Consider the following 24,761-nt stretch of genomic DNA (forward strand, 5'->3'; position numbering starts at 1 on the left):
CCATGATTGAGTTGCACGATATTTCCCAAACATTTGGCAACTTCCACGCCCTGCGCGGTATCAACCTCCGCGTCAAGGAAGGCGCAGTGACCTGCGTGCTGGGTGATAACGGCGCGGGTAAATCCACGCTGATTAAAATCCTCGCCGGCCTCAACCAGCCCACCGGGGGCACTATCACCGTCGATGGGGAAGAGGTGAGTTTCACGAGTCCGCGCGATTCCCTCGGCGCCGGTATTGCCACCGTGTACCAGGATTTGGCGTTGGTGCCCTCGCTGTCTGTGTGGCGAAACTTCTTCCTAGGCCAAGAGCTCACCGGGGCGCTGGGGAGCTTGCGTGAGGAGGAAATGAAGCGCATTACGCACGAGCAGTTGTCCGAAATGGGCATTGAGCTTGGCGATGTCTCCGTGGAACTCTCCGCCCTCTCCGGTGGCCAGCGCCAGGTGGTCGCCATTGCCCGCGCCATCTACTTCGGCGCGCGCTACATCATCCTGGATGAGCCCACCGCCGCGCTCGGCGTGAAGCAATCAGGCATGGTGCTGCGCTTTATCGACGCCGCCCGCGAACGCGGCATGGGCGTGGTGTTTATTACGCACAACCCGCAACACGCCTACCTCGTGGGCGATCACTTCATCGTGCTCACGGTGGGGCAGATGTCTCTCGACGCTTCCAAGGAGGAGGTCACGCTGCCGGAGCTGACCCAGTGGATGGCCGGCGGCGACGAATTGGAGGAGCTCAAGCAGGAGCTGGCGCGCTAAACCACGGTTCGCGCAACTAAGCTGGCCTGCATGACTATGAGTGGCGTGAGCGTGGGCACCGACTTGGTGCACATTCCGTCCTTTGCCCAGCAATTGGAGCTTCCCGGCACACGTTTTGCGCGGGTCTTCAGCGCCTCCGAGCTGCGCGTGGCGCAGGCTCGTGGGCTAATCGGTGCTGCCCGCGCGCAGCACTTCGCGGGGCGCTGGGCAGCGAAGGAGGCCTTCATCAAGGCGTGGTCGCAAGCGCTCTACGGGCGCCCGCCGGTCCTGGCGGAGGAGGCCGTGGACTGGGCCGAGATTGAGGTCCGCCCGGATGCGTGGGGGCGCGTGGCAGTTGAACTGCGTGGGGAGATTGCCCGGCTCGCGCGGGAATCCCTGGGGGATTTTTCTACGGCGTTGTCGATCAGCCACGATGGTGACTACGCCACCGCTACCGTGCACCTTTCGCGGCACACGCCATAACCCACGCCATGACCTAGGCGCTGGTCGCGATGGCGAAGAGGTAGGCGATGAGCATGCGCTTAATCTCTTCCACCACGCCATCGAAGCTCTCCTCGGAGCGCATGGTGCTGTAGTTGAGCAAGGACACCACGGTGTGGACGAGGAAGGCGGCGATCTCCATTCGGGCGTCGGCGTCCATGCCCTGTGCAAGAGGCTCGATGATTTCCGCGATGGGCTTGAGCAGGCTGAGCTCGGTATCAGCGGCCGTGGCGCGGGTAGCTGGCGTGGACTGCACGGCGTGCCACACCGCGCGGCGCGAAGGGTCCTCGCGCCAGACGCGAGCCATGCGGTCAATGAATTCCTCGAGAAAGTCCGGCCACTGCAGGGCCGGCACGCGTTGGGAAAAACGCTCAACCTCCGCCTGCATTGCGGCGGTGTCTTGGCGGTCGAGCTCGCAGATCAGTACGTACTTGTTGGCAAAATACTGATATAGCGTGCCGATTGGTACTTCCGCGCGGCGCGAGACCTCGTCGAAGGTAAAAGACTCAAAGCCATAGTCCACGAGCGCCTGACGCGCGCAGGACAAAATCCGGTCATACTTGGCCCGGCTGCGTGCCTGCGCTGGGCGACGCCTCGGGACCAGAATCTCCGGTGACTTCGAGCTAGATTCCACGGTTTAGTTGAGCCCCTTGAGCACGCGGGCGACGTGGCCAGTGGCCTTGACGTTGTACATGGCCTGGCCAATGGTGCCGTCTTCCTCGATGAGGAACGTGGAGCGAATAACACCCTGGACGATCTTGCCGTAGTTCTTCTTCTCGCCGAAAGCACCATACGCCGTCATGACCTCCTTGTCGGGGTCAGACAGCAGCGGGAAGTTCAGCTCGTGGTCCTCGCGGAACTTAGCCAAGGCCTCCGGCTTGTCGGGGGAGATGCCCACCACGGCGATGTTCATGCCGTTGAGCTGTTCCAGGCTGTCGCGGAAGTCGCAGGCTTCCTTCGTGCAGCCAGGGGTGTTGGCGCGCGGGTAGAAGTAAACCACGACGCGCTGGCCGGCGTAGTCGCTCAGGCTCACGGTGTTGCCGGCATCATCGCTCAAGGAAAAAGCGGGGGCTTTGTCCCCTACGGACAGTCGTTGTGCTTTAGTCATGCTGTCTACCTTACCGTGCTCTGCTCAAGGGCTCTTTCGCTCAACGATGTTCACTCGGTGCAGCGTGGGTGAGATAAACGTTGACCAACTCTGCAGACACGCTGGCGGTCAATGTAGAATGTCCACGTTAGAACCACAACGGTTAGATAGAAGCTAACCGCAACAACACCGAACGAAGTCAAAATTCAGGAGATTCACGTGGCACGCAACATTGATGATATCCAGCGCGACATCGAGCGCACCCGCCGTCAGCTGGCTAGTACCTTGGATGAGCTCGCTGATCGCAGCAAGCCGCAGAACTTCGTCGAGGATGCTAAGGGCGCGGCAACCCAGAAGCTGCAGGAGCGCAATGTGCAGATGGCGCTCGCCGGCGTTGGTGCGGCCGTCGTAGGCCTCATCGCTTTTTCCGTCTTCCGCTCCAAGCGCCGTAAGTCCGATATCAAGGAGCTGCAGCGCCTGCTTGCTGAGCGCCGCTAGCGCGGACACGCGCCAGTGGGCGCGACTGCGCGCGTAGAGGCCCTGCCTTGGGAAATGCCTGGGGTGGGGCATTTTTACGCTCCGCATAAACTAGAAAAAGCATTGCCTACTCTATTCAAGCTTTGGGTAGCCTTACCTGACTGTGTAGTATGAACCTCCGGACAGACCGCAAGACGAAAGTTTGAAGGAGAAATTGTGCTTCACGTATCGACGCCTGCAGGTCAGGCATCCCGTCCACGCACCGGGCGAGTGGTAGGGGCGTGCGCCATGGTGGCGGCGCTGGCCGGCGCGCTGGCGGGCTGTGCCGCCGACAATGCCGGTGCTGGCAGCGAGCAGGCCGGGACTGCTGCTGTGAGTTTCACAGACCTTGCCGGCCGCCAGGTGGAGCTGGACCACGCGCCGGAACGCGTCATCCTGGGAGAGGGCCGCAGTGTCTTTGCCACCGGCATCCTCAACAAGGAAGACCCGCTGGACAAGGTCGTGGCCATCGGATCGGACCTGAAGCAGAATGTGCCCGACTACTACCGCGAGCTGGAAAAGACCACGCCCAAAGTCAACGAGCTGCCGGAAATCGGCGGCTTCACCAAGGGTGATGTCACCGTGGAGGAGCTCATCAGCCTCGACCCGGACCTCATCGTGCTCTCCAAGGATCAGTATGAGGCCTCCCAGACCGCCGGGCTCACCGACAAGCTGGACCAGGCCGGCCTGACCTATGCCGTCACAGACTTCCGTTCCAAGCCCTTGGAGAACACCGTGCCCACCATGGAAATCTTCGCCGATATCTTCGGCCACGAGGACCGCGCGGAGGAGTTCATCGCAGACTGGCAAAAGAACGTTGACCTGGTAACTGAGCGCGCAAAGAAGGCGCAGGATAAGCCGTCCACCTTCGTGTGGCGTGCAGCAGGTATCTCAGATTGCTGCGGCTCGTGGAACGACTCCAACATTTCTGAACTGGTCAATGTCGCCGGCGGAAAGAACGTGGCAGATGGCATCATCGAGGGCGAGTCCGGCGCGCTGACCCCGGAGAAGGTCATCGACGCCGATCCCGACATGATCATCGCCACTGGCGGTGACTGGTCCGCCAAGGTGGATAACGCAAAGGGCCACACCGGCTTCGCTGCCGCCGGCTATGGCATCAGCGATAAGGATGCCCACGACAGCGCCGCTTCACTGGCCGGCGTCCAACCTGGTTTTGAGGACCTCTCTGCCGTCAAGGAGCACAACCTCCACGGCCTGTGGCACCAGTTCTACAACTCGCCCTTCAACTACCTGGCACTCCTCCAGATCGCCGCGTGGCTCCACCCGGAGGACTACGCAGACGTCAACGTCCAGCAAGAATGGGCCGAAGCCCAAGAGAAATACTCGCCCGTCCCCGGCGACGGAACCTTCTTCAGCACCAACTAGTCATGGGCATTCTCACATCAACCACGCGCACGGCAAACCCTGAACGAACCACGCGTGCAGAAACCGCGGAACTTCCTGTGGAGGCCCTCGCGCACGAACATTCCCGAGTGACCCGCCGCCGCATCGCTATCGTCGCCGGGCTTATCGTCGTAGCACTCGCCGCCTTCGTCGTGAGCGTGATCGTTGGCGCCATCGACCTCACCCCGGGGCAGGTGTTGCGGGGGATGGTGGATCCGGGAGGCGTCGACAAGCAAACGCGTACAGTCCTGTGGAGCCTGCGCCTGCCTATGGCCGTCATGGCGCTGCTCATCGGGGCTAGCCTGTCACTGGCTGGCGCGCAGATGCAGACCATCCTGGATAATCCGCTGGCGGAGCCTTTTACCCTCGGCATCTCCGCGGCGGCTGCTTTCGGCGGGGCCAGCGCCATCGTTCTGCGGTGGCAGCTCCTGGCCCAGCCGCAGTTCAACCTCGCGCTCATCGCGTGGCTGTCGGCGGCGCTGGCCACGGCCATCATCGTCGTCGCCGCCGTCATCCGCGGTGCGAAGTCCGAGACGATGGTGCTGCTCGGTATCGGCCTCGTCTTCTTCTTCCAGGCCATGTTGGCGCTCATCCAATACCGCTCTTCTAGCGAGGCTCTCCAGCAGATCGTTTTCTGGTCCATGGGTTCCCTCACCCGCGCTAGCTGGCAGGCCAACGCCGTGCTGGCCGGCGTGCTTGCGGTGGCGTTGCCCATCCTGGGCGCGCTGTCGTGGCGGCTGACGGCGTTGCGGCTTGGCGACGCCCGCGCCACCGCCCTCGGCATCAACACTTCCCGCCTGCGCGTGATTGTTCTCGTCGTGGTCTCACTCGTCGCGGCAACCACCGTGGCTTTTGCCGGCATCATCGGATTTATCGGCCTGGTGGGCCCGCACATCGCACGCATGTTGGTGGGCGAGGACCAGCGCTACTTCGTGCCGGCCTCCATGGCCGCGGGCGCGGCGGTGATGTGCGCCGCCCACGCGCTAAGCCTCCTGATTAAGCCCGGGCTGGCCATCCCCATTGGCATCGTCACCTCGCTTCTGGGCGTGCCGTTCTTCATCGCCATCGTCATGACCCGAAGGAGGGCATTGTGGACGTAGAACTCACCATCACCGATCTATCTGCCGGCTATGGCTCGCGCACGGTGGTGGACGGGCTGAGTCTTCCCACCCTGTGCGGCGGGCAGGTCGTGGGGCTGCTGGGGCCGAACGCGTCCGGCAAGACCACCACCATCAAGACGCTCGCCGGCGTGCACCGCGCGCGGGGCGGCACGGTGGATTTTCGTGTCGACGGCCAGGTTCCGCGCGGACAGCGGCGCCGCCAGCTTATCGGCTATGTGCCGCAGGGGCTGCCGCACACCGCGGCGCTGCGGGCGTTTGAGGCGGTGCTGATTGCGGCGCGTCGGGAAGCATGTGAGGACCCCGTCACCCGCACCGCCGAGGTCCTGCACTCCATGGGGCTCGACGACATTGCGCAGCGCTACCTCAACGAGCTCTCCGGCGGCCAGCGCCAGCTCGTCGCCGTGGCGCAGATGCTGGTGGGGACCCCTGGGCTCATGCTTCTCGACGAACCCACCTCCGCCCTCGATCTCAACCGCCAGCTCTTCGTCTTGGGCCGCGTGCGGGCAAAAGCTCGGGAGGAAGGCAGCCTCGCGTTGGTGGCGATTCATGACATCAACCTGGCGGCCCGGATGTGTGACCAGCTCGTCGTGCTCCACGGTGGCAAGGCCCGCGCCCATGGCGCGCCGGGGGAGGTGCTCACGGAGGAACTCTTGCGCGAGGTCTACGGCGTAGAGACGGATGTGCTGGACCACCGCGGGCAACCCGTCGTGGCGCTGCGGGAGGTTAGTTAGACTCGGGCCGTGTGAGCCGAAATTCGCCCGAGAACCTCCTGTTGTACCTCACCCCGGAGGATGAAAACACCATCCGGGAAGTCTACGCAGCCCTGGCTCAGCGTGGCTTTCCGGTGCAGCACCAGCGCCCACACATTACGGTGACGTTCGCGCCGGTGCTCGAGACTTCAGTCGTCGACGAGGCTCGCAGCCTGCTCCCACCGCTGATGCCGGCGCAATTTCATCGCGTAGGAACGGTGGTCTTCGGAAGGAAAAGCAAGCAGACCGTGGCCTGGCTTCTGGAGACCACCGATGAGCTAGAAATTGCGGCGCGGAAGATAAGCGCTAAGAACCCCGAGGGGTGCGGACCACGGTGGACGCCGCATCTGACGATGGGCCTGCGCCTGCCCCGGGCACTGGTGCCTGACTATATGCGCGCCCTCGATGAGATTGCTGGGCCGGAGCATAAAGAATTCAGTGCAGAATCTGCGGCCTGGTGGCGGCCCAAGACGCAGCGTCTGGAGGTCTTTGGGGCGGCCACGGAATGAGGAAACCCCCTTCATCGAAGGATGAAGGGGGTTGAACTGTGCGCCATCAGGGAATCGAACCCCGAACCCACTGATTAAGAGTCAGTTGCTCTGCCAATTGAGCTAATGGCGCTTGTGTTTACTCGGTGACTGCTGATTTCCTCGGTGCCTGCCGTGCAACGAGATGTAACTTTAACACCCTCTTTGTAAAAAGGTAAAATCGCCAGGTAGTTGGTGGTTTATTGGGGTCTTCGGTGGTGGCGTTGTGGCCGCTTTGAAGGAGGGGCGAATTGGGTGCGCAACGGGTGGGTAACGAAACGGTTAAGGGTGGTGGCGTCAACTGGTTTGAGAGGTGCGCTGGCGGTTAGGCTATGAGAACTCTTGTCATTGTCTTTAATCATTTCTATGAGCTAGGGGTTTCTGTGCGTTCTCTATTCCCTTCTGCACGTCCCGCAGTACTTCTCTCGAGCCTCGTTGCAACGGCTTCCCTTCTGGCCGCCTGCACCATCGGCGGGGCCGCGGATTCTGGCCCAGCCGAAAACCAATCGGAAGCAGATGCTCAGACGAGTGCTTCGGCGGAGGCGTCGGCCTCGGCAGCCGCTAAAGCGAAGCAGCTGAAGTTTTCCGTCAAGGACGGTGCTAGCAATGTTGATCCATCCGAACCGGTAGAAGTGAACTCCCCGGCTGGCCTGAAGTCGGTGACGATGACCAACGAGGCTGGCATTGAAGTGGAAGATGAGCTGTCCTCGGACTCGACCACGTGGAAGAGTGCTGAGGTGCTGGGATATAACCGCACGTACACCATCGATGCCACGGACAAAGACGGCACCCACAAGACCATCACGTTCACCACCCCGCAGGCCGCAGGGGTATCCGAGGTAGCTTTGAGCCCACTGCCGGACTCCGAAGTAGGCGTGGGTCAGGTTATCGGCGTGCGCTTTGGCAACTACGTCACTGACCGCAAGGCGGCCGAAAAGGCTATTACGGTCAAAACAGAGCCCGCCGTCGACGGTGCTTTTTACTGGGTGAATAACCAGGAGGTGCGCTGGCGCCCGGAAAACTATTGGGAGCCGGGTACGAAGGTGACTGTTGACGTCGACCTGTACGGTCGCAACCTCGGCGGCGGTGTCTACGGCGGCGAGGATGCCTCAACCAACTTTACTATCGGCGACCGCGTCATCACGCTGATCGATAACAACACGAAGATGATGTCGGTGTTCAAGAATGGTGAGGTGCTGCGCCGCATTCCTGTCTCGATGGGCAGGGATGGCCAGTGGGATACCCCGAACGGCGCCTACATCATCGGTGACCAGTACCCGTCCCTTACCATGGACTCGACTACCTTTGGCCTGGCTCTCGACGCTGGCGGTTACAAGACCGACGTTCAGTGGGCGACGCAGATGTCCTATTCCGGAATCTATGTCCATGCGGCGCCTTGGGCTGTGGGTGCGATGGGCAGTTATAACCAGTCCCACGGCTGTATCAATGTAACTACTGAGGCTGCTCAGTGGTTCCAAAACACGGTCAAACGCGGCGATATTGTGAGGGTTTCCAACACCGGCGGTGGTGTGCTGAGTGCGCTCGATGGTCTAGGGGACTGGAATATGGATTGGGCTACCTGGTCTGCGGGCAATGCTACCGCTAATCAGTAGCTCCCCGGGGATCGATCAGGGTGCACCCGAAAGTTAAAACAGCTAATTCGGCGTCAGTGCCCTAAATGGCTGTAACGGGCAGCATTGCGACGTGCGCGCATGTAATGCAAAGTGTGTGAAGTGTAATGCTTTAACTTCTACAAAGTGGTTTGCATCACGTCTTTGTTTTGGTGAATCTTGTGGAGAACTAGTTATTCACTGCAAAGATGGAGGCAGAAGTGGATCTCTACGAGTACCAAGCTCGAGACCTCTTTGAAGCTCATGGCGTTCCCACCCTCAAAGGCATCGTTGCGACCTCGGCCGTGCAGGCTGAAGAAGCAGCCGTGAAGTTGGGGACACCGGTGGTCGTGGTCAAAGCACAAATCAAAACCGGTGGGCGCGGAAAGGCTGGGGGAGTCAAGCTAGCGCACAGTCCTGCGGAAGCCGCGGAGAAGGCCAATGAGATTCTAGGCCTGAAGATCAAGGGGCACACCGTGCGCAAGGTCATGGTGGCAGAAGGTGCCGACATCGCTGCGGAATACTACTTCTCCATCCTCCTGGACCGCACCAAACGCCGTTACCTGGCCATGCTCTCCAAAGAAGGCGGCGTGGAGATTGAGAAGCTGGCCGAAGAGCGCCCAGATGCCCTGATTAAGCGCAGCTTCTCCCCACTCGATGGCATGACAGACACCCTCGCTCGAGACATGGCGTATGAGGCGGGGTTTGACGAGGGGGACGTCGCCAAGCTGGTGCCCGTATTCAAGAAGCTCTACACGGTGTACACGGAAGAAGACGCCACGCTTGTAGAGGTGAACCCACTGGTCAAGACATCGAGCGGTGAGATCATCGCGCTTGATGGCAAAATCACGCTGGACGATAACGCGCAGTTCCGCCACCCCGAGCACCGGGACCTCCAAGACCACGGGGCGACCGATCCGCTGGAGCTCAAGGCGCAGAAGATGGGGTTGAACTACGTGAAGCTTGACGGTTCCGTGGGGATTATCGGCAATGGCGCTGGCCTAGTGATGTCCACGCTCGACGTCGTGGCCTATGCCGGCGAGGATTTTTCTTCGCAGCCGAAGCCCGCGAACTTCCTCGATATCGGTGGTGGCGCTAATGCGGAGGTGATGGCCAACGGGCTCGAAGTGATTCTCAGTGATCCGCAGGTGAAATCGGTCTTTGTCAATGTCTTCGGCGGTATTACCGCCTGCGATGAAGTGGCCAAGGGCATCGTGCAGGCCTACAAAATCCTGGACTCGGAGGGGATTGAACCCAAGCCGCTCGTGGTGCGCCTGGATGGCAACAACGCGGAATTGGGACGCGCGATTCTGAATGACGCACACCTGCCCAAACTGGAGCAGGTTGAAACCATGGACGCTGCGGCCCGCCGGGCTGCGGAGCTGGCGAACTAGGAGTAGACATGTCGATTTTTCTCAACAAAGACTCGCGGATCATTGTCCAGGGCATGACGGGGTCCGAAGGTATGAAGCACACGCGTCGCATGCTGGGATCCGGCTCCACCATCGTAGGTGGGGTCAACCCGCGCAAGGCAGGTGAGCGTGTGGATATTGAGGGGCGTGAGATTCCCGTCTTCGGCAGCGTGCGTGAGGCCATGCAGGCTACCGATGCCAATGTCACCGTCATTTTTGTGCCGGCAAAGTTCACTAAGGACGCAGCGGAAGAAGCCATCCGTGCCGGTATTGAACTCGTGGTCATCATTACGGAAGGAATTCCGGTGAAGGACACCGCTGAGCTCTATGCGCTGGGACGAGAATCCAAAACCCGCATCATTGGGCCGAACTGTCCGGGGCTCTACACACCGGGCGAATCTAATGCGGGCATTATTCCGGCAGAGACTGCGCCAAACCCAGGAAAGATTGGCTTGGTGTCGAAGTCGGGCACGCTGACGTATCAGATGATGTACGAGCTATCCGATATTGGTTTTAGCACGTGCGTGGGAATCGGTGGAGATCCGATTATTGGGACCACGCACATTTCAGCGATTGAGGCCTTCCAGAATGATCCGGATACCGAGGTGATCATTATGATCGGTGAAATCGGCGGTGATGCAGAGGAGCATGCCGCTGCCTATATCAAGGACCACGTCACGAAGCCGGTGATTGCGTATATCGCGGGCTTTACCGCGCCGGAAGGCAAGACGATGGGGCATGCTGGCGCCATCGTGTCTGGTGGTTCTGGTACGGCAGAAGGCAAGAAGGCGGCGCTCGAGGCCGCTGGAGTGAAAGTGGGCAAGACCCCCTCGCAGGCAGCGGAGCTGGTGCGAGCGGCCCTGGCTTAAAGATATGGTGCATGAGTCTCAGGACTCAGGCGCCGGTAGGGGGCTAGCGGGGGAGCCCGCGACGCCGAGACACTGTCTTGTCAAAGGGGATCCAAAATCGTAGCGCGGCGTCTTGGTTCTTAGAGATTCCGATGCGCGGCCCGCGGACCCACTCGGGCTCCTCTTCGCGTGCGCCAAGTTTTACCGGGGTTCCGTTATCTTCAAGGCTGAATCCTAAGGCCTTACCCAAATTGCCAGGGCCGCGGGCGAGATTGTGAAAATCCGTGTCGCCCCGGCGCTGGTAGGCAATGTCTAGCCCGTCGATGACTTCTCCGCCGCGGAGCAAGCAACCCTGACCGGTGCCTTCGGGCGCGCAGACGAGATTGCCGTTCCGATGGATGCCATAAGACATGTAGACGTAGAGGCGCCCGGGTGGGCCAAACATGGCTGCGTTGCGCGGCGTGCGGCCCTTAAAAGTGTGTGAGGCCTCATCGTCTGCGCCGAGGTAAGCCTCGACCTCCGTGATGCGTACTGAAACGCCGTTGTGCGTGAGCACCGTGCCCAGAAGCTGGGGAGCAACGACGTCGGCGGTGTCGGTGAAATCGATCATTGCCGCAGTCTAACGTGAAAACAAGCGTTAGGCCTTAGCTCTTTCTTCCTCTGCTTCAATCTCTGCATTGAATTCGCGCTTGGAGGATTGCCATTGGTCCTCAGTCATTCCGATACGCCAGTAGCCAGAGATAGAAACGTCTTCCTTGGGAATTCCAGATTCCACGAAAAGGAAGCGACGCAGCTCTTTGATCATCTCGGCGACACCGTGGATGAACCAGCTGGTTTTCTTCTCCTTGGGGATACCAGCCTCGCGTACCACGCGGGATAGCTCAGTGCCGTGGGTAGCGCCGTTGCGGATTACCCAGACGATCTCCACACCCTCGCGGGTGGGCAGCTCGAACGTGCGGTCTTCGTCTTCGATCTCGATGAAGGCAGTAGCGGTCGCGCCCTCGGGGAGATGCTGGACACCCGCACCGATGGCCGGTGCCGCAGATTCATCGCCGGCGAAGATGAAGTGCTCATATTCTTCGGCAGGTCCCCACGCGCCACCTGGGCCGAGGAAGCCGATCTTCTCTCCGGCCTTAGCGGCTCGTGCCCACGGACCAGCCAGACCGGAATCACCGTGGGTGACAAAATCAACGTCGAAGTCCCCGGTCTCCGGGTCTAGGTTAATCAGGGTATAGGTGCGGAGAATTGGTTGTTTATTACGCGGCTGCTCTTCGCGAATCTGCTGGATATCAAACGGCCAAGAGTAGTCAGCATTTTCTGGCACAAACAACAACTTGATGTAGTGATCCGTAAACTCCAGCTCCTTGCCTACAAATGCTGGAGAGTTCATGCTCAACCGAATCAAATCCGGAGAAACCTGCGTGCGACCAGTCACGGTTGCTTCATGCGCTTTGCGGGGCTTGCGCTTCGGCGCTGCCTCTTTAGCTTGGCCAGCCATCGTTATCACTGTCCTTTGAAAACTTGAGGTGCTGTGCTGGCGGAAACCTACGCACTATACAATTAGGTAAGGCTAACATACTCAAGGCCGGCCCGTTGTGGGGCTTGGTGGTGCGGTGTGGTGGTGCTGGGGCTCAATGCAAAAAGTTGACCCCGCATCCTGCTCAAACAGAATGCGGGGTCTATTCGGGGTGGCTGACGGGGCTCGAACCCGCGACACCCAGGATCACAACCTGGTGCTCTACCAGCTGAACTACAGCCACCATCGTTGCGGAAAGCAACGAGATACAGGTTAACCCACGTTCTCCGTTTTACAAAAACGCCTGGTAGTCGTTGGTAGTAGCCGCCTTGAGCTCCTCAGCTTCCGGGGTGGAGGGGCCGTTATCTGTGCGGAACACGCTGCGGCGATAAAAATCGAGCTCGCGAATGGACTCGATGATGTCCTGCAGGGCTCGATGTGCCATCCCCTTGTCGGGCTGGTTGTAATAGGCCCGCGGGTGCCAGCGGCGTGCCAGCTCCTTAATTGTGGAGACATCAATCATTCGGTAGTGCAGCGCGGCGTCCAGGCGCGGCATGTATTCGCGAATAAAGGTGCGGTCCGTAGCGATGGAATTGCCGGCAAGGGGTGCCGGATGATTGGCGTCGCAGTGCTTCTCGACGAGCTTCAGCACCGCCTCCTCTGCCTCCTTAATCGTGATTACAGATTCCCGAATCTCCTTGTCCAGCCCAGACTTCGCGTGCATCTCGGTGACGAAGTCATCCATCTGCGCGAGTTCTTCCTCCGTGGCGTGGACGACGAGGTCAATGCCCTCGTCGAGAATGTTCAGTTCGGCGTCGGTAATCACGGCGGCAACTTCCACGATCACGTGGCGCTTCGGATTAAGCCCGGTCATCTCCAGGTCGATCCAGACGAGGCGGTCGTTCTTAGCGGGGATATCACTCATGTCTTCCACCATAGTTTCTCTTGGAGCGTGGTCGGGAACGCGCGCTCTTGGCTCGGTGGGGGGAAGTGGGGGTGGGGGAAGAGTGTGCTTATCGAAATCGGTCTCTTAATCGATATGTGCTGGGGATTTGTGCTGGATGTCAATGTTGAGGGTGGCGCCTTCTCAACTTTTTTATGATTTCACGCACGAAAGTCGTCGTGGAAGGGGCATTATTAGGTCAGCCTTTAACGTGACGGCACTCACATATTGCGAAGGACGGTAACCTACCGATGTCAGCCTTTCTCGACACCCTCAACTCTTTGATTTGGTCACCAGCACTAGTCTTCCTGTGTCTTGGCGCGGGAATCTATTTCACCGTGGCCACCAAGTTCTTGCAGGTACGCTGCATTCCGGACATGATTAAGCAGCTGAAGGATGGTGAAAGCTCCGATTCGGGTGTCTCCTCCTTCCAGTCGCTGATGATTTCGCTAGCGGGCCGTGTCGGCGTGGGCAATATCGCTGGTGTAGCGACGGCTATTGCCTTCGGTGGACCAGGTGCGGTGTTCTGGATGTGGGCCGTGGCCCTGCTGGGATCTGCCACCTCGTTTGTGGAATGTACTCTGGCGCAGGTTTATAAGGAGAAGGACCAGGACACCGGTGAGTACCGTGGTGGCCCGGCTTATTACATCGAGAAGGCCTACAAGCACACTAAGGCCGGACCATTCATGGTGGTTTATGGCATCGTCTTCGCCATTGCGATGATCCTGGCCACCAGCTACTTCCTGCCTGGTATCCAGGCGAACGGCGTGGCCGCTGCAGTCCAGAACGCTTGGGGTATTGAAGTCGGCTGGTCTGCCCTGGTTCTGGGCGGGATTCTAGCCATCATCATTATCGGTGGTGTCAAGCGCATCGCGAACTTCGCGTCCCTCGTGGTTCCGTTCATGGCGGCTGCCTACATTCTCTTTGCCATCATCATTCTGATCATGAACTTTAACCAGATTCCCGAAGTCTTCGGCATGATCTTTAAGTCTGCTTTCGGCGCCGAGCAGGCCTTCTCCGGCCTGTTGGGCTCGGCCATCATGTGGGGAGTCAAGCGCGGTATTTACTCTAACGAGGCTGGTCAGGGTACCGGTCCGCAGTCTGCTGCGGCCGCGGAGGTGTCCCACCCAGCTAAGCAGGGGTTCGTTCAGGCTTTCGCGGTGTACATCGATACCCTCTTCGTATGCTCCGCAACCGCCTTCATCATCATCTCTACCGACATGTACAAGGTCTTCGAGGGCGAATCTGAGGACGGTCCCGTGCGTTATGCCGGCTCTATCCCGGATGGTGTTGAGGTGGGTCCGGGCTTTGTCCAGCACGGTCTAGACACCCTGTTGGCAGGTTTCGGACCGAGCTTCATTGCCATCGCCATCGCGTTCTTTGCCTTTACTACCGTCTTGGCCTACTACTACATGGCAGAGGTCAACCTGACCTACTTCAACCGCTGGATCAGCAACAAGACCACCCGTCGCGCGCTGGTGTGGCTCCTGCGCATTCTCCTCGTGGTCTCCGTGATTGTCGGAGCTACCACGACTCCGGGTGCAGCCTGGGCGCTGGGTGATATCGGCGTTGGCGCGACTGCATGGCTTAACATCATCGCCATCCTCTTCCTGCAGGTCCCGGCTCTCAAGTGCCTCAAGGACTACAGCGCACAGAAGGCTGCTGGCAAGGACCCGCAGTTTGACCCAGAGGCGTTGGGAATCAAGAACGCAGAGTTCTGGGTAGAGCGCAAGGCTGCCCGGCAGGAAGCCGCGCAGAAAGCTATCGCGGAGCAATCGCCGCTCCAAGGTAAGTAAAGCAATGCCCGCTCTCTTTAAAACAGGAGAGCGGGCATTGTGGTGTTCTAAGCCATCTTCGAATAGAAGCTACCGATGAGCGGTGCAGCAATTGGGGTGGGCACAATCTTACCCAGCGCGTTCATTGCTTTCGAAAGTGGCCCGGGGACCACGCGGCGCTGGTTGCGGGCCATGGCCTCCAGAGTTTCTTCAGAGCAAGACTCGTAGGTGGTCCACAAGAAATCCGGGACGACCTTGTCCACGATCGATTGCTCTTCTTCGGGGATGACGGCATCGCGCACCGGGCCAGGGGCAAGCAGCGTGCAGGTCACGCCGGAGCCCTTGAGCTCGTAGTGCAGGGCCTCAGTAAAGGCATTGACACCTGCCTTGGTGAAAACATAGGTGGCATTGTTTGGAATGGAAACGTTGCCCGCCGCCGAGCCCACATTGCAGATAGCGCCGCTGCGCCGCGGCAGCATCTGCTCCAGAGCAGCGCGCGTCAGACGGTGAACGGCCTTGCCGTTGAGGTCGAACTGCCGGGTTTCATAGTCCCAGTCCTGATCCATGAACTTGCCAAAGCTGGCGATACCCGCTGAGTTGACGATGATGGAAATTTCCTTGCCCGCCATGAACTCGATGACGCGGTCCACGTCCGCTGCCTCGGAGAGGTCCGCTGCCAGCGCAATGGCGTCCACCTCGTGGCGTGAGCGCAGATCCGCAGCGATGGACTCGAGGACGTCTTCGCGGCGTGCGACCAGGATGACGTTGTAGCCGCGGGCGGCCAGGTCCTTGGCCATCGCAGCGCCAATTCCCTGGCTAGCGCCGGTCAGCAGCGCATAGGAGGAGCGGGTAGGGGCGGGCAGCCCAGGGGAGTGAGCCATAAGCGGCATCCTTTCTCTCAGGGTGGGAAGTCTCCACCCAGCGTAGAGCAATCAGGGTTTAAATCAGGGTAAACACCGATGAATCCTCAGTCCCAACTCTGGATAATGGAAGGTGAAAGGAGAGATCATGAACAACCAACGTTTGACCCGTTCCACAACTGACACGATGCTCGGAGGTGTGTGCGGCGGCATCGCACACACCTACAACCTTGATCCGACCCTGGTGCGCATTCTCTTCGTTGTTGCGACCCTACTGGGCTTCTCAGGCATTCTGCTCTACCTCATCCTCTGGGTTGTCATCCCAGTGGAGTAGTTACTGCAGCGGGCCCAGAGCCATGAACCGCTTCCACGTTTCCCACTCTTCGCGCAAGCGTGGCAAGGCGCTGGGTGGGGTGGCGGAGTCGTCGACAAGCACGGCGTCCTGCATGCGCACGCCGTTGTCGAAGAAGAGAGCCGCGTGCCCGGATGCCCCGTAGCGGAGGACCGGCACCAAGTTGAGCCCATCGAAAGACAGCGGGGCGTTGGGGCGCACATCGAGCCCCGCGATCGCCGCGAGCGTGGGTGCCAAGTCGAGCGGGGAGACGAGCTCTGTGCACTCTCCGGATTCTGCAACCCCGGGCCACAGGAGGGACATGGCGGCCTTATCTCCCTGCAGGGAAGCCACCGCCACCACACCATCGAGGGTGTCCAGTAGCTGGGGGTTCGGCTGTTCGAGAAGACGAAAGACCTGCGAAGAAGCTGGCTGGGTATCCTCCCGAACCTCGAAGCCAGCGGCCTTGAAAATCTCCGTGATGCGCGTTGTGGCTCCGCGCTGTGGATATTGTCCGGTGAGCACCGCGCGGCGTGATGCCGCATAGCTTGGTGCCGGTACCCACGCGTTAGTGAAGCGCATACCGCGCAGCGCTGATTCCGGGGCGTGGTCAAAAGTCGCGAGGGTGATGTCCATGGAAGAGAGTCCAATCTGTGCCCAAAGGCCACTTTCTGAGGCTTAGTGAAGCCCTAGAAAGTGGCCTTGACCTGCGTGCCCCCAGCAGGATTCGAACCCGCGACACATGGGGTAGAAACCCACTGCTCTAATCCACTGAGCTATGGAGGCGTACCGAAAACATCATAACGCACCGCTGCGGACCACCTGATTATCGGGCTATCGCTGGTGTTAGTTCTGCGCTGGTGTTGAGGAAGCAAATTCGGCAAGGCGGGCGGTGGCGGTGGTGAGGAGGGAATCGATCGAGGTAGCCACGCCGTAGAGATAATCCCCAGCCTCCGTGGTGTGGACTCCGCCGCGTCCGCGGGAAAGTAGCTTCACATTGAGATCTTTTTCAAGCTTGCGGACGGTCAGGCTCAAAGAAGGTTGTGTGAGCTGTAGCGCTTCCGCAGCTTGCGTGAAAGAACCGTGATCTACGACGGCCCGAAAGTGGTGAAGCTGGCGAGAGTCCATGAGAGCAGACTACACGAATGCTGAGAATAATTTACCTTTTAGGTAAGAGAACGTCTGTGGCGGTAGACTGCCCACCATGCACACTGAGAAAGAAAATCCCAGCTCACAGCACTTTCGGGGGCTGGCGCACTCGGGGTCGGGAGCGCAGCCTTCCCGCTTGTTGAATTTTTCTTTCGTCGTCTTCGCGGGCCTCGTGGGAGGAATTATTTCCTTGTTCTTTCTCGCGGATTCGCTTGCCGCCCTGGGCATCCCCGACCCAGGCCGCATGACAACGTTCGGCCTTCCCTTCTTCCGTGCGGTTGCCTGGATGCTCATGGCGCTAGCCATCGGTTCATTTATGTCCAGCGCCTTCTTGATTTACCCGGCCGTGCCGGACAAGGACAACGAGCGTCTCATCGAGGCTGGCCTGACCGTCGATGGGCACATTGCGGCGCGCACCGGCGCGTGGGCCGCCGTGGGCGCTGCGGTGGTGTCGTTGATTGAGGTTCCCCTCGTGATGTCGGACCTCACCGGTACCCCGTTGGGCCAAGTCCTCAACCCAGAGCTGATGGGCATGGCGGTGGGACAGATTGCCACGTCGCAAGTGTGGCTGCTCACCGCGGGAATCGCAGCGCTCGTTGCCATCATGGGCTTTGTTGCGCGCACCTGGGCGGGACAGGTTGCCACGTTCTTCCTGTCGCTGTTGTTGACGGTGCCCCTCGGCATGGAGGGTCACTCGGCCTCCGGCGGCGATCATGATTACGGCACGAACTCGCTGCTATTGCACCTTTTCTTCATCATGCTGTGGGTCGGCGGGCTCATGGGTCTCATTGCGCATGGCCGCCGCCTAGGCCCTGACATGGGCGTGGCGGTTCGCCGCTACTCTACGGTTGCGCTGCTGTCCATTGTGGGGCTGGCGGCGACCGGTGTGGTCAACGCGCTCATCCGCGTTGAGTTAGGGGATTTATTCACCACTCGCTATGGATTGCTGGTGTTGAGCAAAACAGTGCTCACCGTGGTGCTCGCGGCCATCGGCTTTGTGCATCGCCGGGTCACCATTCCGCAACTGACACGCACTCCGCGCCTGTTCATCCGGGTGGCCGTGGTGGAGGTTCTCATCATGGCGGCCACAGTCGGCGTGGCTATCTCGATGGGCCGTACACCGCCCCCGCCGCCGCGGGATCCGAACCTCAACGCCATGCAGATCCTCGTGGGCTACGAGCTTTTCGACGCCCCCACAGCCACCAACGTGTGGACCATGTTCCGCTTTGATCTCATGTTTGGCTCGCTCGGACTCGTGCTAGCCGGCTTCTACCTGTACGCGCTCTGGCGTCTGAAGCAGCGTGGGCTGACGTGGTCGGCGGTGCGTACTACCTGGTTCCTTGTGGGTTCACTGGGCCTGACGCTGATCCTGAGCAATGGCATCGGCCTATACATGCCGGCGCTGTACTCCATGCACATGTTGGTGCACATGATTCTGTCGATGGCAATTCCCCTGTGCCTCGTGTTGGGCGCCCCAGTGACGCTGGTGATGGAAGCCTTTGAGCCGGGTGAGCCGGGCAAGCCCACGCTTCACGACGCCGCCGTCGCCCTCACCAAATCCCGTACCCTGCGTGTGCTCACGCACCCAGCGGTCAATGTCCTGCAGTTCCTGGCCATCCTCTACGTGCTCTACCTCTTCCCGAGCTTCTATGAGGTCGCCATTTCGGAACATGCCGGGCACGTCATCATGAACTGGGTCTTCTTGATTTCCGGCTATATCTACTACTGGGAGGTCATCGGCCCGGATCCGCTGCCGTGGCGCGCGCCCACGGGTGTTCGCCTGTTGATTCTGTTTGTGTCGATGCCCCTGCACCTCTTCGCCGGTGTTTATCTCATGCAGATGCAGGTGATTCTTGGTTTGGACTTCTATGAATCCTTGAACCTGCCGTGGAATCCGGACTTTGTGAAGGACCAGCGGACCGGCGGCGGCATTTCTTGGGGATTCGGCCAATTCCCGCTGGTGATTGTGTTCGGCTCACTATTCCGGGACTGGCTGCGGGAAGATCGCGCGACTGCTCGGCGCTATGATGCTAAGGCAGACGTGGACGGCGATGCTGATCTGGAACGCTATAACGCGATGCTCAAGCAAATGGGGGAAGGCGACGAATCTAGCTTCCGCCAGCACTAGGGGTGCCAGCACGAGAGAGCTGGCGCGTCCAGGGTGATGGAAAGGGTACTTCTGCCTGGATAAACGGATTTTTTGTTGACGCTTGCAACAAGTTATCCACAGGTTGCTGGCGGAGTCATTGCGGGTGCTGTTCCTGGTGGCAAAGATGCGAGGTAAGGGAGGCGCATCGCTTCCTCAACCGCAAGAAAGCTACCAGCCATGACCAGCAAAGGAATCAAGCAATGTCTCAATACCCAATTTCCATTACAGGACGTCTGACTCACGACCCGCACCTGACCAAAATCAGCGACACCATGTATAAGGCCCGCATCCGTATCGCTTCTTCCCGCAGCGTTCCGGAGAAAGACGAGGAAGGCAAAACCGTATGGCGGGAGCTGGATCTCAACTTTATCGATGGAGAAGTGTGGGGGCAGTGCGCCATCAACGTGAAGAAGTCACTGTTTAAGGGCATGCCCGTCTTCGTTATGGGTTCCATCGTGACTGACCGGTGGGAAGATCAGCACGGTGCGAAGCGCTCTAGGACCTATATCAAAATCGCCCACGTGGGCCTGGACCTCAACCGCTTCTGCATCACCTCTACAAAGATCGGTACCTCCTATGGTGAGGAGGGCAGCGAAGCCCTCTGGCTAGGGGAGAATCCGCCGGTTTTGGACGTGGATTACACGGCGCCGCCGAGCGATTCACAAAACGCAAGGGATACGCAGAACACAGAGAGCACAGAAGGCTCGGAGAGTGCAACGGAAGAAGCAATGCCAGCTGCATTGCGGCCGGGAGATACTCCGCAGGACACCGCGGCGGACCGTCAGCAAGCGCAGGCCGGGGCTGAGCCATACCTTGAACCGGAGCCAGAAGAAGCGATGGTCTAAGGACAAAGGACCACCGCCACCCATGTCATGTAGTCTTTGTACTGTTATTTACCAATCCTGACAAAAGCAAAGGGTGAAACATGGGCGAATTCATCTACACGATGAAAAACGTGCGTAAGGCCATCGGTGACAAGGTTATTTTGGACAACGTCACCATGGCTTTCTACCCGGGCGCCAAGATCGGCGTCGTGGGCCCCAACGGTGCAGGTAAGTCCTCGATCCTGAAGATTATGGCCGGACTGGATCAGCCTTCCAACGGTGAGGCCTTCATCGATCCGGGCAAGACCGTCGGCATCCTCCTCCAGGAGCCGCCGCTCAACGAGGAAAAGACGGTCCGTGAGAACGTCGAAGAGGGCCTTGGAGAAATTTTCCAGAAGAAGCAGCGCTTCGAAGAGATTGCCGAAGAGATGGCCACCAACTACTCCGATGAACTCATGGAGGAGATGGGCAAGCTCCAGGAGGAGCTGGATGCTGCCGATGCCTGGGAAGTGGATTCCAAGATCGAGCAGGCCATGGAAGCACTGCGCTGCCCGCCGTCCGATGACCCGGTGACCAACCTCTCCGGTGGCGAGCGCCGCCGCGTCGCGCTGGCCAAGCTGCTGCTGAGCGAGCCGGACCTGCTGCTGCTCGACGAGCCCACTAACCACCTTGACGCCGAGTCCGTCCAGTGGCTGGAGAAGCACCTCGAGAACTATCCAGGAGCTGTCCTCGCCGTGACCCACGACCGTTACTTCCTCGACCACGTCGCGGGCTGGATCTGTGAGGTGGACCGCGGCAAGCTCTACCCCTACGAGGGCAACTACTCCACCTACCTGGAGAAGAAGGCCGAGCGTCTCGAGATCGCTGGCGCTAAGGACAAGAAGCTGCAGAAGCGCCTCAAGGACGAGCTCGCGTGGGTTCGCTCCGGTGCGAAGGCCCGCCAGGCCAAGAACAAGGCTCGTCTCCAGCGCTACGAGGAAATGGCTGCGGAGGCCGAGCAGTACAAGAAGCTCGACTTCGAAGAGATTCAGATTCCGACTCCGCCGCGCCTGGGTAACAAGGTCGTGGAGGTCAAGAACCTGACCAAGGGCTTCGACGGCCGTGTCCTCATCAAGGATCTTTCCTTCACCTTGCCGCGTAACGGCATTGTCGGCGTTATCGGCCCGAACGGTGTGGGTAAGTCCACCCTGTTCAAGACCATCGTGGGCTTGGAGCAGCCGGATTCGGGTTCCGTTGACGTCGGCGAGACCGTCAAGCTGTCTTATGTTGACCAGGGCCGCGAGAACATCGACCCGGAGGCCACCGTGTGGGAGGTCGTCTCCGACGGGCTGGATTACATCCACGTCGGTCAGAACGAGATGCCGTCCCGCGCCTACCTCTCCGCTTTCGGTTTCAAGGGTGCTGACCAGCAAAAGCCTTCCAAGGTCCTCTCCGGTGGTGAGCGTAACCGCCTGAACCTGGCCTTGACTCTCAAGGAAGGCGGCAACCTGATCCTTCTCGATGAGCCGACCAACGACTTGGACGTGGAAACCCTGGGCTCCCTGGAAAACGCCCTGGAGAAGTTCCCTGGCTGCGCCGTGGTCATCTCCCACGATCGCTGGTTCCTCGACCGCACCTGTACTCACATCTTGGCGTGGGAGGGCAACGTCGCAGAAGGCCAGTGGTTCTGGTTCGAGGGCAACTTCGGCGACTACGAGAAGAACAAGGTCGAGCGTCTCGGCGAGGAGGCTGCACGCCCGTCCCGCGTTACCCACCGTAAGCTCAGCCGCTAGGGCCTTTAAGTCCCTAGCGTTAAAGCACGAACTCCGGAAGGAACCTGGAATGTCCGCTCAGAATGTTGTGTCGGAGGAGACCAAGGACAACGTCCACGCGCTTACTGTGGGCGTGCGCTGGTCGGACTTTGACATGTACGGCCACATGATGAATGCTAACTTCATTGAGCTGGCGCAGGAGGCGCGCTTGGCTTTTGCCATGCACCACTTCTACGCACGTGGCGTCAATATGGTGGCTTTCGTTCGTCACATCGAAGCGGACTATGTCCGCCCCATCAAGTGGGATGGACGCCATGGAACGGTGACGGTGGAAACCACGGTGGTGCGCCTCGGCACCACGTCTTTCACTACTCGCCAGACGATCAAGGATGCGCAGGGCCAAGTGGCCTGCGTCATTGATTGCGTGCAGGTCACCATTGACCCGGATACTCAGATGCCGCGAGAGGTCTCTGAGCAGGAGCGCAACATTATCCTGGAGCACGCTGTCGTCGAGCTTGAGCAGCAGTAATGGAGCGCGAAACTCTGACATTGCGCAGCGGTGGGGTAGGGCTGCGCGCCCTCCTCTCCCGCGCGACGGGGCTGGATGCATCCGCAGCGGTGCGCCTGCGTCAGTACGACACCAACCAGGCTGAGGTCTTTGTGACCACGCCGTTCGACGTCGTCGTGGCTCGGCGTTGCGAGGGGACCGTGGGCCGCGACGGTGCCGTGGTGTCGGCGCAGGCGCTTCTCGATGCCCTCCACACCGCCCCTGATTCCCTCGGCCACGAGGGAGGCGTGGAACTTGATTTAGGTCCAGCACGTGATCCGTCCTGGCCGGGGGCCTTGCCGCCGGCACAGGGTTTTAAGGAGATCGACTCGCTGCCAGTCGACGTTGTCCGTGAACTCGCGGACAAGGGCCGCCAGCTGGCCCGCCAATTCTCCGGGCCGATGGGACCTCCGAAGAGCCTGCTGAATCAGACGGTGCTCACCGTGAATGATGCGGAGACTCAGGTGGAGATTCCTATGCGGATGATTTTCGCCTGCACGAGCTTGGGGCTCATCCCGGGCTTTGCCGCCTCACTCGAGATCCCCCGCCACCTTCGCGTGGCGGGCAAGGGGCGCTGGGTGCGCCTTGATGCGCCTTATGGCAGCGTTTACCACTCGACGCGGCTGTCCTTGTTCTAAAGGTCTAAAGCAGTGCGTACCCCGCCAGTGCGGCGCCTACGGCGACCGTCCACGGCGGGGCTTTGCATAAGAGTGCTATTCCTGTGCCCACTGCGATGAGCGCCGAGGCCCACCCCGTAACTCCGTGAGTGATGATGGGGCTTACAGGACCGTACATCGCGCAGTGTGCTCATGCTCCGCATACTAGCGTCTGACGGGGAGCCGTGCCTACTGAGCAGGAACAACACATCTAAGGGGTGATCTGCGTTACCCTAAAGGGGTCGAATTCTTTTTCTTCAGCAAAAGGAGATGGCTCGAAGCATGCGTATTGGCGTACCCAAAGAAATCATGAATAACGAAAACCGCGTCGCGCTTACCCCCAGCGCGGCCGGGACGCTGGTGAAGGATGGCCATGAGGTTGTAGTGGAAACAACGGCCGGGGAAGGTGCTTCTTTTCCGGACTCCAGCTATGAAGAGGTCGGCGCGACCATCGTTCCCTCCGCAGCGGAGGCCTGGGCTGCGGATATGGTGGTCAAGGTTAAAGAGCCACTCGAGTCAGAATATGGATATCTGCGCGAGGACCTCCTGCTGTTCACCTACCTGCACTTGGCTGCGGACCGCCCGTTGACGGAAGCGCTGATCACATCGGGGACGACGGCCGTAGCCTATGAAACCGTGACCGATTCTCGCGGCACCCTACCACTGTTGACCCCGATGTCCCAGGTTGCTGGTCGTCTTGCCGTAATCGAGGGCGCGCACCATCTGCTCTCCACCGAAGGTGGGCGAGGTTTGCTGGTTGCTGGCGTACCAGGCACGCGGCCAGCCCGCGTTGTCGTTATCGGTGGTGGCCAAGTGGGGGCGTCGGCAGTGGCAATGGCGCACGGCCTGCGCGGCGAGGTGACGGTGTTGGACCTTGACCCGCACGTGTTGCAGCGCTTCGATGAGCAGTATCAGGGCAGCGTGCGCACGATTGTGTCGGATCCGGCGGCGCTCGAGGCTGAGTTGCTGGAGGCGGACTTGGTTATCGGCGCGGTGTTGGTTCCAGGTGCTGCGGCGCCGAAGTTGGTGCGCGAAGATGTGGTCGAGCGGATGAAGAAGGGCGCTGTGCTTGTCGACGTCGCCATTGACCAAGGCGGCTGCTTTGAAAACTCCCACAAGACCTCGCACGATGATCCCACCTTCAAGGTGCACGACACGATCTTCTACTGCGTGGCCAACATGCCGGGCGCGGTAGCGAATACCTCCGCCCGGGCGTTGGGCTCTGCCACTCTGCCCTATATGCGTGCAGTGGCTGCTGATGGCTTTGACGGTGCGGTTGAGCGCTACCCAGGCTTGGGCGATGGACTCATGACTCGTGGGGGAGAGCTGCTGTCCCAGCCGGTAAAGGACGCCTTCGGGCTTTAGGGAGCGCGGTTGATGAGCATCGCCGCCACTCGCTCCATGTGGTCCCAAATCATGGCGCGATAGGCCGGCGGGATGGTCTCCTCGTCGATCTGCGCTAAGGAGTTGCCCATGAGCTCGAGCCAGCGATCATGGGCGGCCATATCGATGGGGTAGGGCGCATGGCGCATGCGCAGGCGAGGGTGGCCGCGCTGCTCGGAAAAGAGCTGTGGCCCTCCCCAATACTGCACAAGGAACCAGGTCAGGCGCTGTTCTGATCCCTCCCAGTCCTGCTGTGGGTACATCGGGCCGATGAGATCATCCTCGCGCACCTGGGCGTAGAAACCGCCGACGAGTTTCTCAAAGGTCTCCATTCCGCCGACGGCGTCGTACACGCTCGTTGGTTGCAC

The 24,761-nt window shown here is 60.1% G+C and carries 27 protein-coding genes and 3 tRNA genes; 18 read left to right on the forward strand and 12 right to left on the reverse strand.

The window, feature by feature from the left end:
* Positions 1–2: 2 nt before the first annotated feature.
* A complete protein-coding gene (locus HMPREF2896_RS09490) occupies positions 3–755 on the forward strand; it encodes an ATP-binding cassette domain-containing protein (protein WP_070719327.1) in 753 nt (250 codons plus the stop codon).
* A gap of 36 nt (positions 756–791) precedes the next feature.
* The gene (locus HMPREF2896_RS09495; protein ID WP_070443633.1) at positions 792–1,217 is read left to right on the forward strand and encodes a holo-ACP synthase AcpS; all 426 of its coding nucleotides are present in this window, start codon (positions 792–794) and stop codon (positions 1,215–1,217) included.
* Between the two features lie 13 nt (positions 1,218–1,230).
* Here HMPREF2896_RS09495 and HMPREF2896_RS09500 read toward each other — a convergent pair whose 3' ends face one another.
* On the reverse strand, positions 1,231–1,869 hold the full coding sequence (locus HMPREF2896_RS09500; protein WP_070719330.1) for a TetR/AcrR family transcriptional regulator: 639 nt from the start codon (positions 1,867–1,869) through the stop codon (positions 1,231–1,233).
* A gap of 3 nt (positions 1,870–1,872) precedes the next feature.
* Positions 1,873–2,343, reverse strand: a complete 471-nt coding sequence (gene bcp / locus HMPREF2896_RS09505) for a thioredoxin-dependent thiol peroxidase (RefSeq protein ID WP_070719331.1) — start codon at positions 2,341–2,343, stop codon at positions 1,873–1,875.
* A gap of 198 nt (positions 2,344–2,541) precedes the next feature.
* Here bcp and HMPREF2896_RS09510 point away from each other — a divergent pair, with 198 nt between their 5' ends.
* From HMPREF2896_RS09510 to HMPREF2896_RS09530, 5 genes are all read left to right on the forward strand, one after another.
* The gene (locus HMPREF2896_RS09510) at positions 2,542–2,820 is read left to right on the forward strand and encodes a DUF3618 domain-containing protein (protein ID WP_010191207.1); all 279 of its coding nucleotides are present in this window, start codon (positions 2,542–2,544) and stop codon (positions 2,818–2,820) included.
* Positions 2,821–3,087: 267 nt separating this feature from the next.
* On the forward strand, positions 3,088–4,224 hold the full coding sequence (locus tag HMPREF2896_RS09515; protein WP_070443414.1) for an ABC transporter substrate-binding protein: 1,137 nt from the start codon (positions 3,088–3,090) through the stop codon (positions 4,222–4,224).
* 2 nt (positions 4,225–4,226) lie between these two features.
* A complete protein-coding gene (locus HMPREF2896_RS09520; protein WP_246824015.1) occupies positions 4,227–5,342 on the forward strand; it encodes a FecCD family ABC transporter permease in 1,116 nt (371 codons plus the stop codon).
* Complete coding sequence (locus HMPREF2896_RS09525) at positions 5,333–6,094, forward strand: ABC transporter ATP-binding protein (RefSeq protein WP_070719333.1); 762 nt, start codon at positions 5,333–5,335, stop codon at positions 6,092–6,094. The genes HMPREF2896_RS09520 and HMPREF2896_RS09525 overlap by 10 nt, the downstream gene beginning before the upstream one ends.
* Before the next feature lie 11 nt (positions 6,095–6,105).
* Positions 6,106–6,621 carry a 2'-5' RNA ligase gene (locus HMPREF2896_RS09530; RefSeq protein ID WP_070719335.1) on the forward strand — a complete coding sequence of 172 codons (516 nt, stop codon included), beginning with the start codon at positions 6,106–6,108 and terminating at the stop codon, positions 6,619–6,621.
* Between the two features lie 39 nt (positions 6,622–6,660).
* On the opposite strand, the gene HMPREF2896_RS09535 is transcribed toward HMPREF2896_RS09530, so the two are convergent.
* Positions 6,661–6,733 (reverse strand) — tRNA-Lys (locus HMPREF2896_RS09535).
* Positions 6,734–7,022: 289 nt separating this feature from the next.
* On the opposite strand from HMPREF2896_RS09535, the gene HMPREF2896_RS09540 reads away from it, so the two are divergent.
* The 3 genes from HMPREF2896_RS09540 to sucD all read left to right on the forward strand — a co-directional run bounded on the left by HMPREF2896_RS09540 (position 7,023) and on the right by sucD (position 10,530).
* Positions 7,023–8,252 carry a L,D-transpeptidase gene (locus HMPREF2896_RS09540; RefSeq protein WP_070443420.1) on the forward strand — a complete coding sequence of 410 codons (1,230 nt, stop codon included), beginning with the start codon at positions 7,023–7,025 and terminating at the stop codon, positions 8,250–8,252.
* Between the two features lie 218 nt (positions 8,253–8,470).
* Positions 8,471–9,643 (forward strand): ADP-forming succinate--CoA ligase subunit beta, encoded by a 1,173-nt coding sequence (gene sucC / locus HMPREF2896_RS09545; RefSeq protein WP_210384557.1) that lies wholly within the window; start codon positions 8,471–8,473, stop codon positions 9,641–9,643.
* Positions 9,644–9,651: 8 nt separating this feature from the next.
* Positions 9,652–10,530 carry a succinate--CoA ligase subunit alpha gene (sucD, locus tag HMPREF2896_RS09550; protein WP_070443424.1) on the forward strand — a complete coding sequence of 293 codons (879 nt, stop codon included), beginning with the start codon at positions 9,652–9,654 and terminating at the stop codon, positions 10,528–10,530.
* Between the two features lie 43 nt (positions 10,531–10,573).
* On the opposite strand, the gene HMPREF2896_RS09555 is transcribed toward sucD, so the two are convergent.
* From HMPREF2896_RS09555 to orn, 4 genes are all read right to left on the reverse strand, one after another.
* On the reverse strand, positions 10,574–11,119 hold the full coding sequence (locus HMPREF2896_RS09555) for a DNA-3-methyladenine glycosylase (RefSeq protein WP_070719336.1): 546 nt from the start codon (positions 11,117–11,119) through the stop codon (positions 10,574–10,576).
* A gap of 27 nt (positions 11,120–11,146) precedes the next feature.
* The gene (locus HMPREF2896_RS09560) at positions 11,147–12,007 is read right to left on the reverse strand and encodes a siderophore-interacting protein (RefSeq protein WP_070719338.1); all 861 of its coding nucleotides are present in this window, start codon (positions 12,005–12,007) and stop codon (positions 11,147–11,149) included.
* 189 nt (positions 12,008–12,196) lie between these two features.
* Positions 12,197–12,269 (reverse strand) — tRNA-His (locus HMPREF2896_RS09565).
* Positions 12,270–12,317: 48 nt separating this feature from the next.
* Positions 12,318–12,950, reverse strand: coding sequence for an oligoribonuclease (orn, locus tag HMPREF2896_RS09570; protein WP_246821778.1), 633 nt, complete (start codon positions 12,948–12,950; stop codon positions 12,318–12,320).
* 269 nt (positions 12,951–13,219) lie between these two features.
* Between orn and HMPREF2896_RS09575 the strand changes: the two genes are divergently transcribed.
* Positions 13,220–14,764 carry an alanine/glycine:cation symporter family protein gene (locus tag HMPREF2896_RS09575; RefSeq protein WP_070443432.1) on the forward strand — a complete coding sequence of 515 codons (1,545 nt, stop codon included), beginning with the start codon at positions 13,220–13,222 and terminating at the stop codon, positions 14,762–14,764.
* A 47-nt stretch (positions 14,765–14,811) separates the two neighbouring features.
* Here HMPREF2896_RS09575 and cmrA read toward each other — a convergent pair whose 3' ends face one another.
* Complete coding sequence (cmrA, locus tag HMPREF2896_RS09580; RefSeq protein WP_070644644.1) at positions 14,812–15,624, reverse strand: mycolate reductase; 813 nt, start codon at positions 15,622–15,624, stop codon at positions 14,812–14,814.
* A gap of 127 nt (positions 15,625–15,751) precedes the next feature.
* On the opposite strand from cmrA, the gene HMPREF2896_RS09585 reads away from it, so the two are divergent.
* A complete protein-coding gene (locus tag HMPREF2896_RS09585) occupies positions 15,752–15,937 on the forward strand; it encodes a PspC domain-containing protein (protein ID WP_070443435.1) in 186 nt (61 codons plus the stop codon).
* Here HMPREF2896_RS09585 and HMPREF2896_RS09590 read toward each other — a convergent pair whose 3' ends face one another.
* The 3 genes from HMPREF2896_RS09590 to HMPREF2896_RS09600 form a co-directional block, all read right to left on the reverse strand.
* A complete protein-coding gene (locus HMPREF2896_RS09590) occupies positions 15,938–16,570 on the reverse strand; it encodes an alkaline phosphatase family protein (RefSeq protein ID WP_070719340.1) in 633 nt (210 codons plus the stop codon). It abuts the gene before it with no gap.
* A 76-nt stretch (positions 16,571–16,646) separates the two neighbouring features.
* Positions 16,647–16,720 (reverse strand) — tRNA-Arg (locus HMPREF2896_RS09595).
* 60 nt (positions 16,721–16,780) lie between these two features.
* Positions 16,781–17,062, reverse strand: a complete 282-nt coding sequence (locus HMPREF2896_RS09600) for a LysR family transcriptional regulator (protein ID WP_070443549.1) — start codon at positions 17,060–17,062, stop codon at positions 16,781–16,783.
* A 76-nt stretch (positions 17,063–17,138) separates the two neighbouring features.
* Here HMPREF2896_RS09600 and HMPREF2896_RS09605 point away from each other — a divergent pair, with 76 nt between their 5' ends.
* The 6 genes from HMPREF2896_RS09605 (at position 17,139) to ald (ending at position 24,375) form a co-directional block, all read left to right on the forward strand.
* Entirely contained in the window at positions 17,139–19,211 is a 2,073-nt protein-coding gene (locus HMPREF2896_RS09605) for a bifunctional copper resistance protein CopD/cytochrome c oxidase assembly protein (RefSeq protein ID WP_070719342.1), read from the forward strand.
* A gap of 221 nt (positions 19,212–19,432) precedes the next feature.
* Entirely contained in the window at positions 19,433–20,077 is a 645-nt protein-coding gene (locus HMPREF2896_RS09610; RefSeq protein ID WP_070719345.1) for a single-stranded DNA-binding protein, read from the forward strand.
* 80 nt (positions 20,078–20,157) lie between these two features.
* Entirely contained in the window at positions 20,158–21,828 is a 1,671-nt protein-coding gene (gene ettA / locus HMPREF2896_RS09615) for an energy-dependent translational throttle protein EttA (RefSeq protein WP_070719347.1), read from the forward strand.
* 49 nt (positions 21,829–21,877) lie between these two features.
* On the forward strand, positions 21,878–22,336 hold the full coding sequence (locus tag HMPREF2896_RS09620) for an acyl-CoA thioesterase (RefSeq protein ID WP_070443562.1): 459 nt from the start codon (positions 21,878–21,880) through the stop codon (positions 22,334–22,336).
* Entirely contained in the window at positions 22,336–22,992 is a 657-nt protein-coding gene (locus HMPREF2896_RS09625) for a DUF8185 domain-containing protein (protein ID WP_070644648.1), read from the forward strand. Before HMPREF2896_RS09620 ends, HMPREF2896_RS09625 begins: the two co-directional genes overlap by 1 nt.
* Positions 22,993–23,292: 300 nt before the next feature.
* The gene (gene ald / locus HMPREF2896_RS09630; RefSeq protein ID WP_070719349.1) at positions 23,293–24,375 is read left to right on the forward strand and encodes an alanine dehydrogenase; all 1,083 of its coding nucleotides are present in this window, start codon (positions 23,293–23,295) and stop codon (positions 24,373–24,375) included.
* Here ald and HMPREF2896_RS09635 read toward each other — a convergent pair.
* Positions 24,372–24,761, reverse strand: a complete 390-nt coding sequence (locus tag HMPREF2896_RS09635; protein ID WP_070443600.1) for a globin — start codon at positions 24,759–24,761, stop codon at positions 24,372–24,374. The two genes, ald and HMPREF2896_RS09635, sit on opposite strands and share 4 nt — an antisense overlap.

The organism is Corynebacterium sp. HMSC069E04, assembly GCF_001813175.1.
Lineage (GTDB): Bacteria > Actinomycetota > Actinomycetes > Mycobacteriales > Mycobacteriaceae > Corynebacterium > Corynebacterium aurimucosum.

Bases quoted from the DNA above. Each gene is read 5' to 3' on its own strand.
- HMPREF2896_RS09495 (WP_070443633.1), top strand. From the start codon at position 792: ATGAGTGGCGTGAGCGTGGGCACCGACTTGGTGCACATTCCGTCCTTT.
- HMPREF2896_RS09605 (WP_070719342.1), top strand. From the start codon at position 17,139: ATGCACACTGAGAAAGAAAATCCCAGCTCACAGCACTTTCGGGGGCTG.
- HMPREF2896_RS09490 (WP_070719327.1), top strand. From the start codon at position 3: ATGATTGAGTTGCACGATATTTCCCAAACATTTGGCAACTTCCACGCC.
- HMPREF2896_RS09620 (WP_070443562.1), top strand. From the start codon at position 21,878: ATGTCCGCTCAGAATGTTGTGTCGGAGGAGACCAAGGACAACGTCCAC.
- HMPREF2896_RS09600 (WP_070443549.1), bottom strand. From the start codon at position 17,062: ATGGACTCTCGCCAGCTTCACCACTTTCGGGCCGTCGTAGATCACGGT.
- HMPREF2896_RS09515 (WP_070443414.1), top strand. From the start codon at position 3,088: ATGGTGGCGGCGCTGGCCGGCGCGCTGGCGGGCTGTGCCGCCGACAAT.
- HMPREF2896_RS09590 (WP_070719340.1), bottom strand. From the start codon at position 16,570: ATGGACATCACCCTCGCGACTTTTGACCACGCCCCGGAATCAGCGCTG.
- HMPREF2896_RS09575 (WP_070443432.1), top strand. From the start codon at position 13,220: ATGTCAGCCTTTCTCGACACCCTCAACTCTTTGATTTGGTCACCAGCA.
- HMPREF2896_RS09520 (WP_246824015.1), top strand. From the start codon at position 4,227: ATGGGCATTCTCACATCAACCACGCGCACGGCAAACCCTGAACGAACC.
- HMPREF2896_RS09555 (WP_070719336.1), bottom strand. From the start codon at position 11,119: ATGATCGATTTCACCGACACCGCCGACGTCGTTGCTCCCCAGCTTCTG.
- orn (WP_246821778.1), bottom strand. From the start codon at position 12,950: ATGAGTGATATCCCCGCTAAGAACGACCGCCTCGTCTGGATCGACCTG.
- bcp (WP_070719331.1), bottom strand. From the start codon at position 2,343: ATGACTAAAGCACAACGACTGTCCGTAGGGGACAAAGCCCCCGCTTTT.
- HMPREF2896_RS09585 (WP_070443435.1), top strand. From the start codon at position 15,752: ATGAACAACCAACGTTTGACCCGTTCCACAACTGACACGATGCTCGGA.
- HMPREF2896_RS09560 (WP_070719338.1), bottom strand. From the start codon at position 12,007: ATGGCTGGCCAAGCTAAAGAGGCAGCGCCGAAGCGCAAGCCCCGCAAA.
- sucD (WP_070443424.1), top strand. From the start codon at position 9,652: ATGTCGATTTTTCTCAACAAAGACTCGCGGATCATTGTCCAGGGCATG.
- ald (WP_070719349.1), top strand. From the start codon at position 23,293: ATGCGTATTGGCGTACCCAAAGAAATCATGAATAACGAAAACCGCGTC.
- cmrA (WP_070644644.1), bottom strand. From the start codon at position 15,624: ATGGCTCACTCCCCTGGGCTGCCCGCCCCTACCCGCTCCTCCTATGCG.
- HMPREF2896_RS09610 (WP_070719345.1), top strand. From the start codon at position 19,433: ATGTCTCAATACCCAATTTCCATTACAGGACGTCTGACTCACGACCCG.
- ettA (WP_070719347.1), top strand. From the start codon at position 20,158: ATGGGCGAATTCATCTACACGATGAAAAACGTGCGTAAGGCCATCGGT.
- HMPREF2896_RS09625 (WP_070644648.1), top strand. From the start codon at position 22,336: ATGGAGCGCGAAACTCTGACATTGCGCAGCGGTGGGGTAGGGCTGCGC.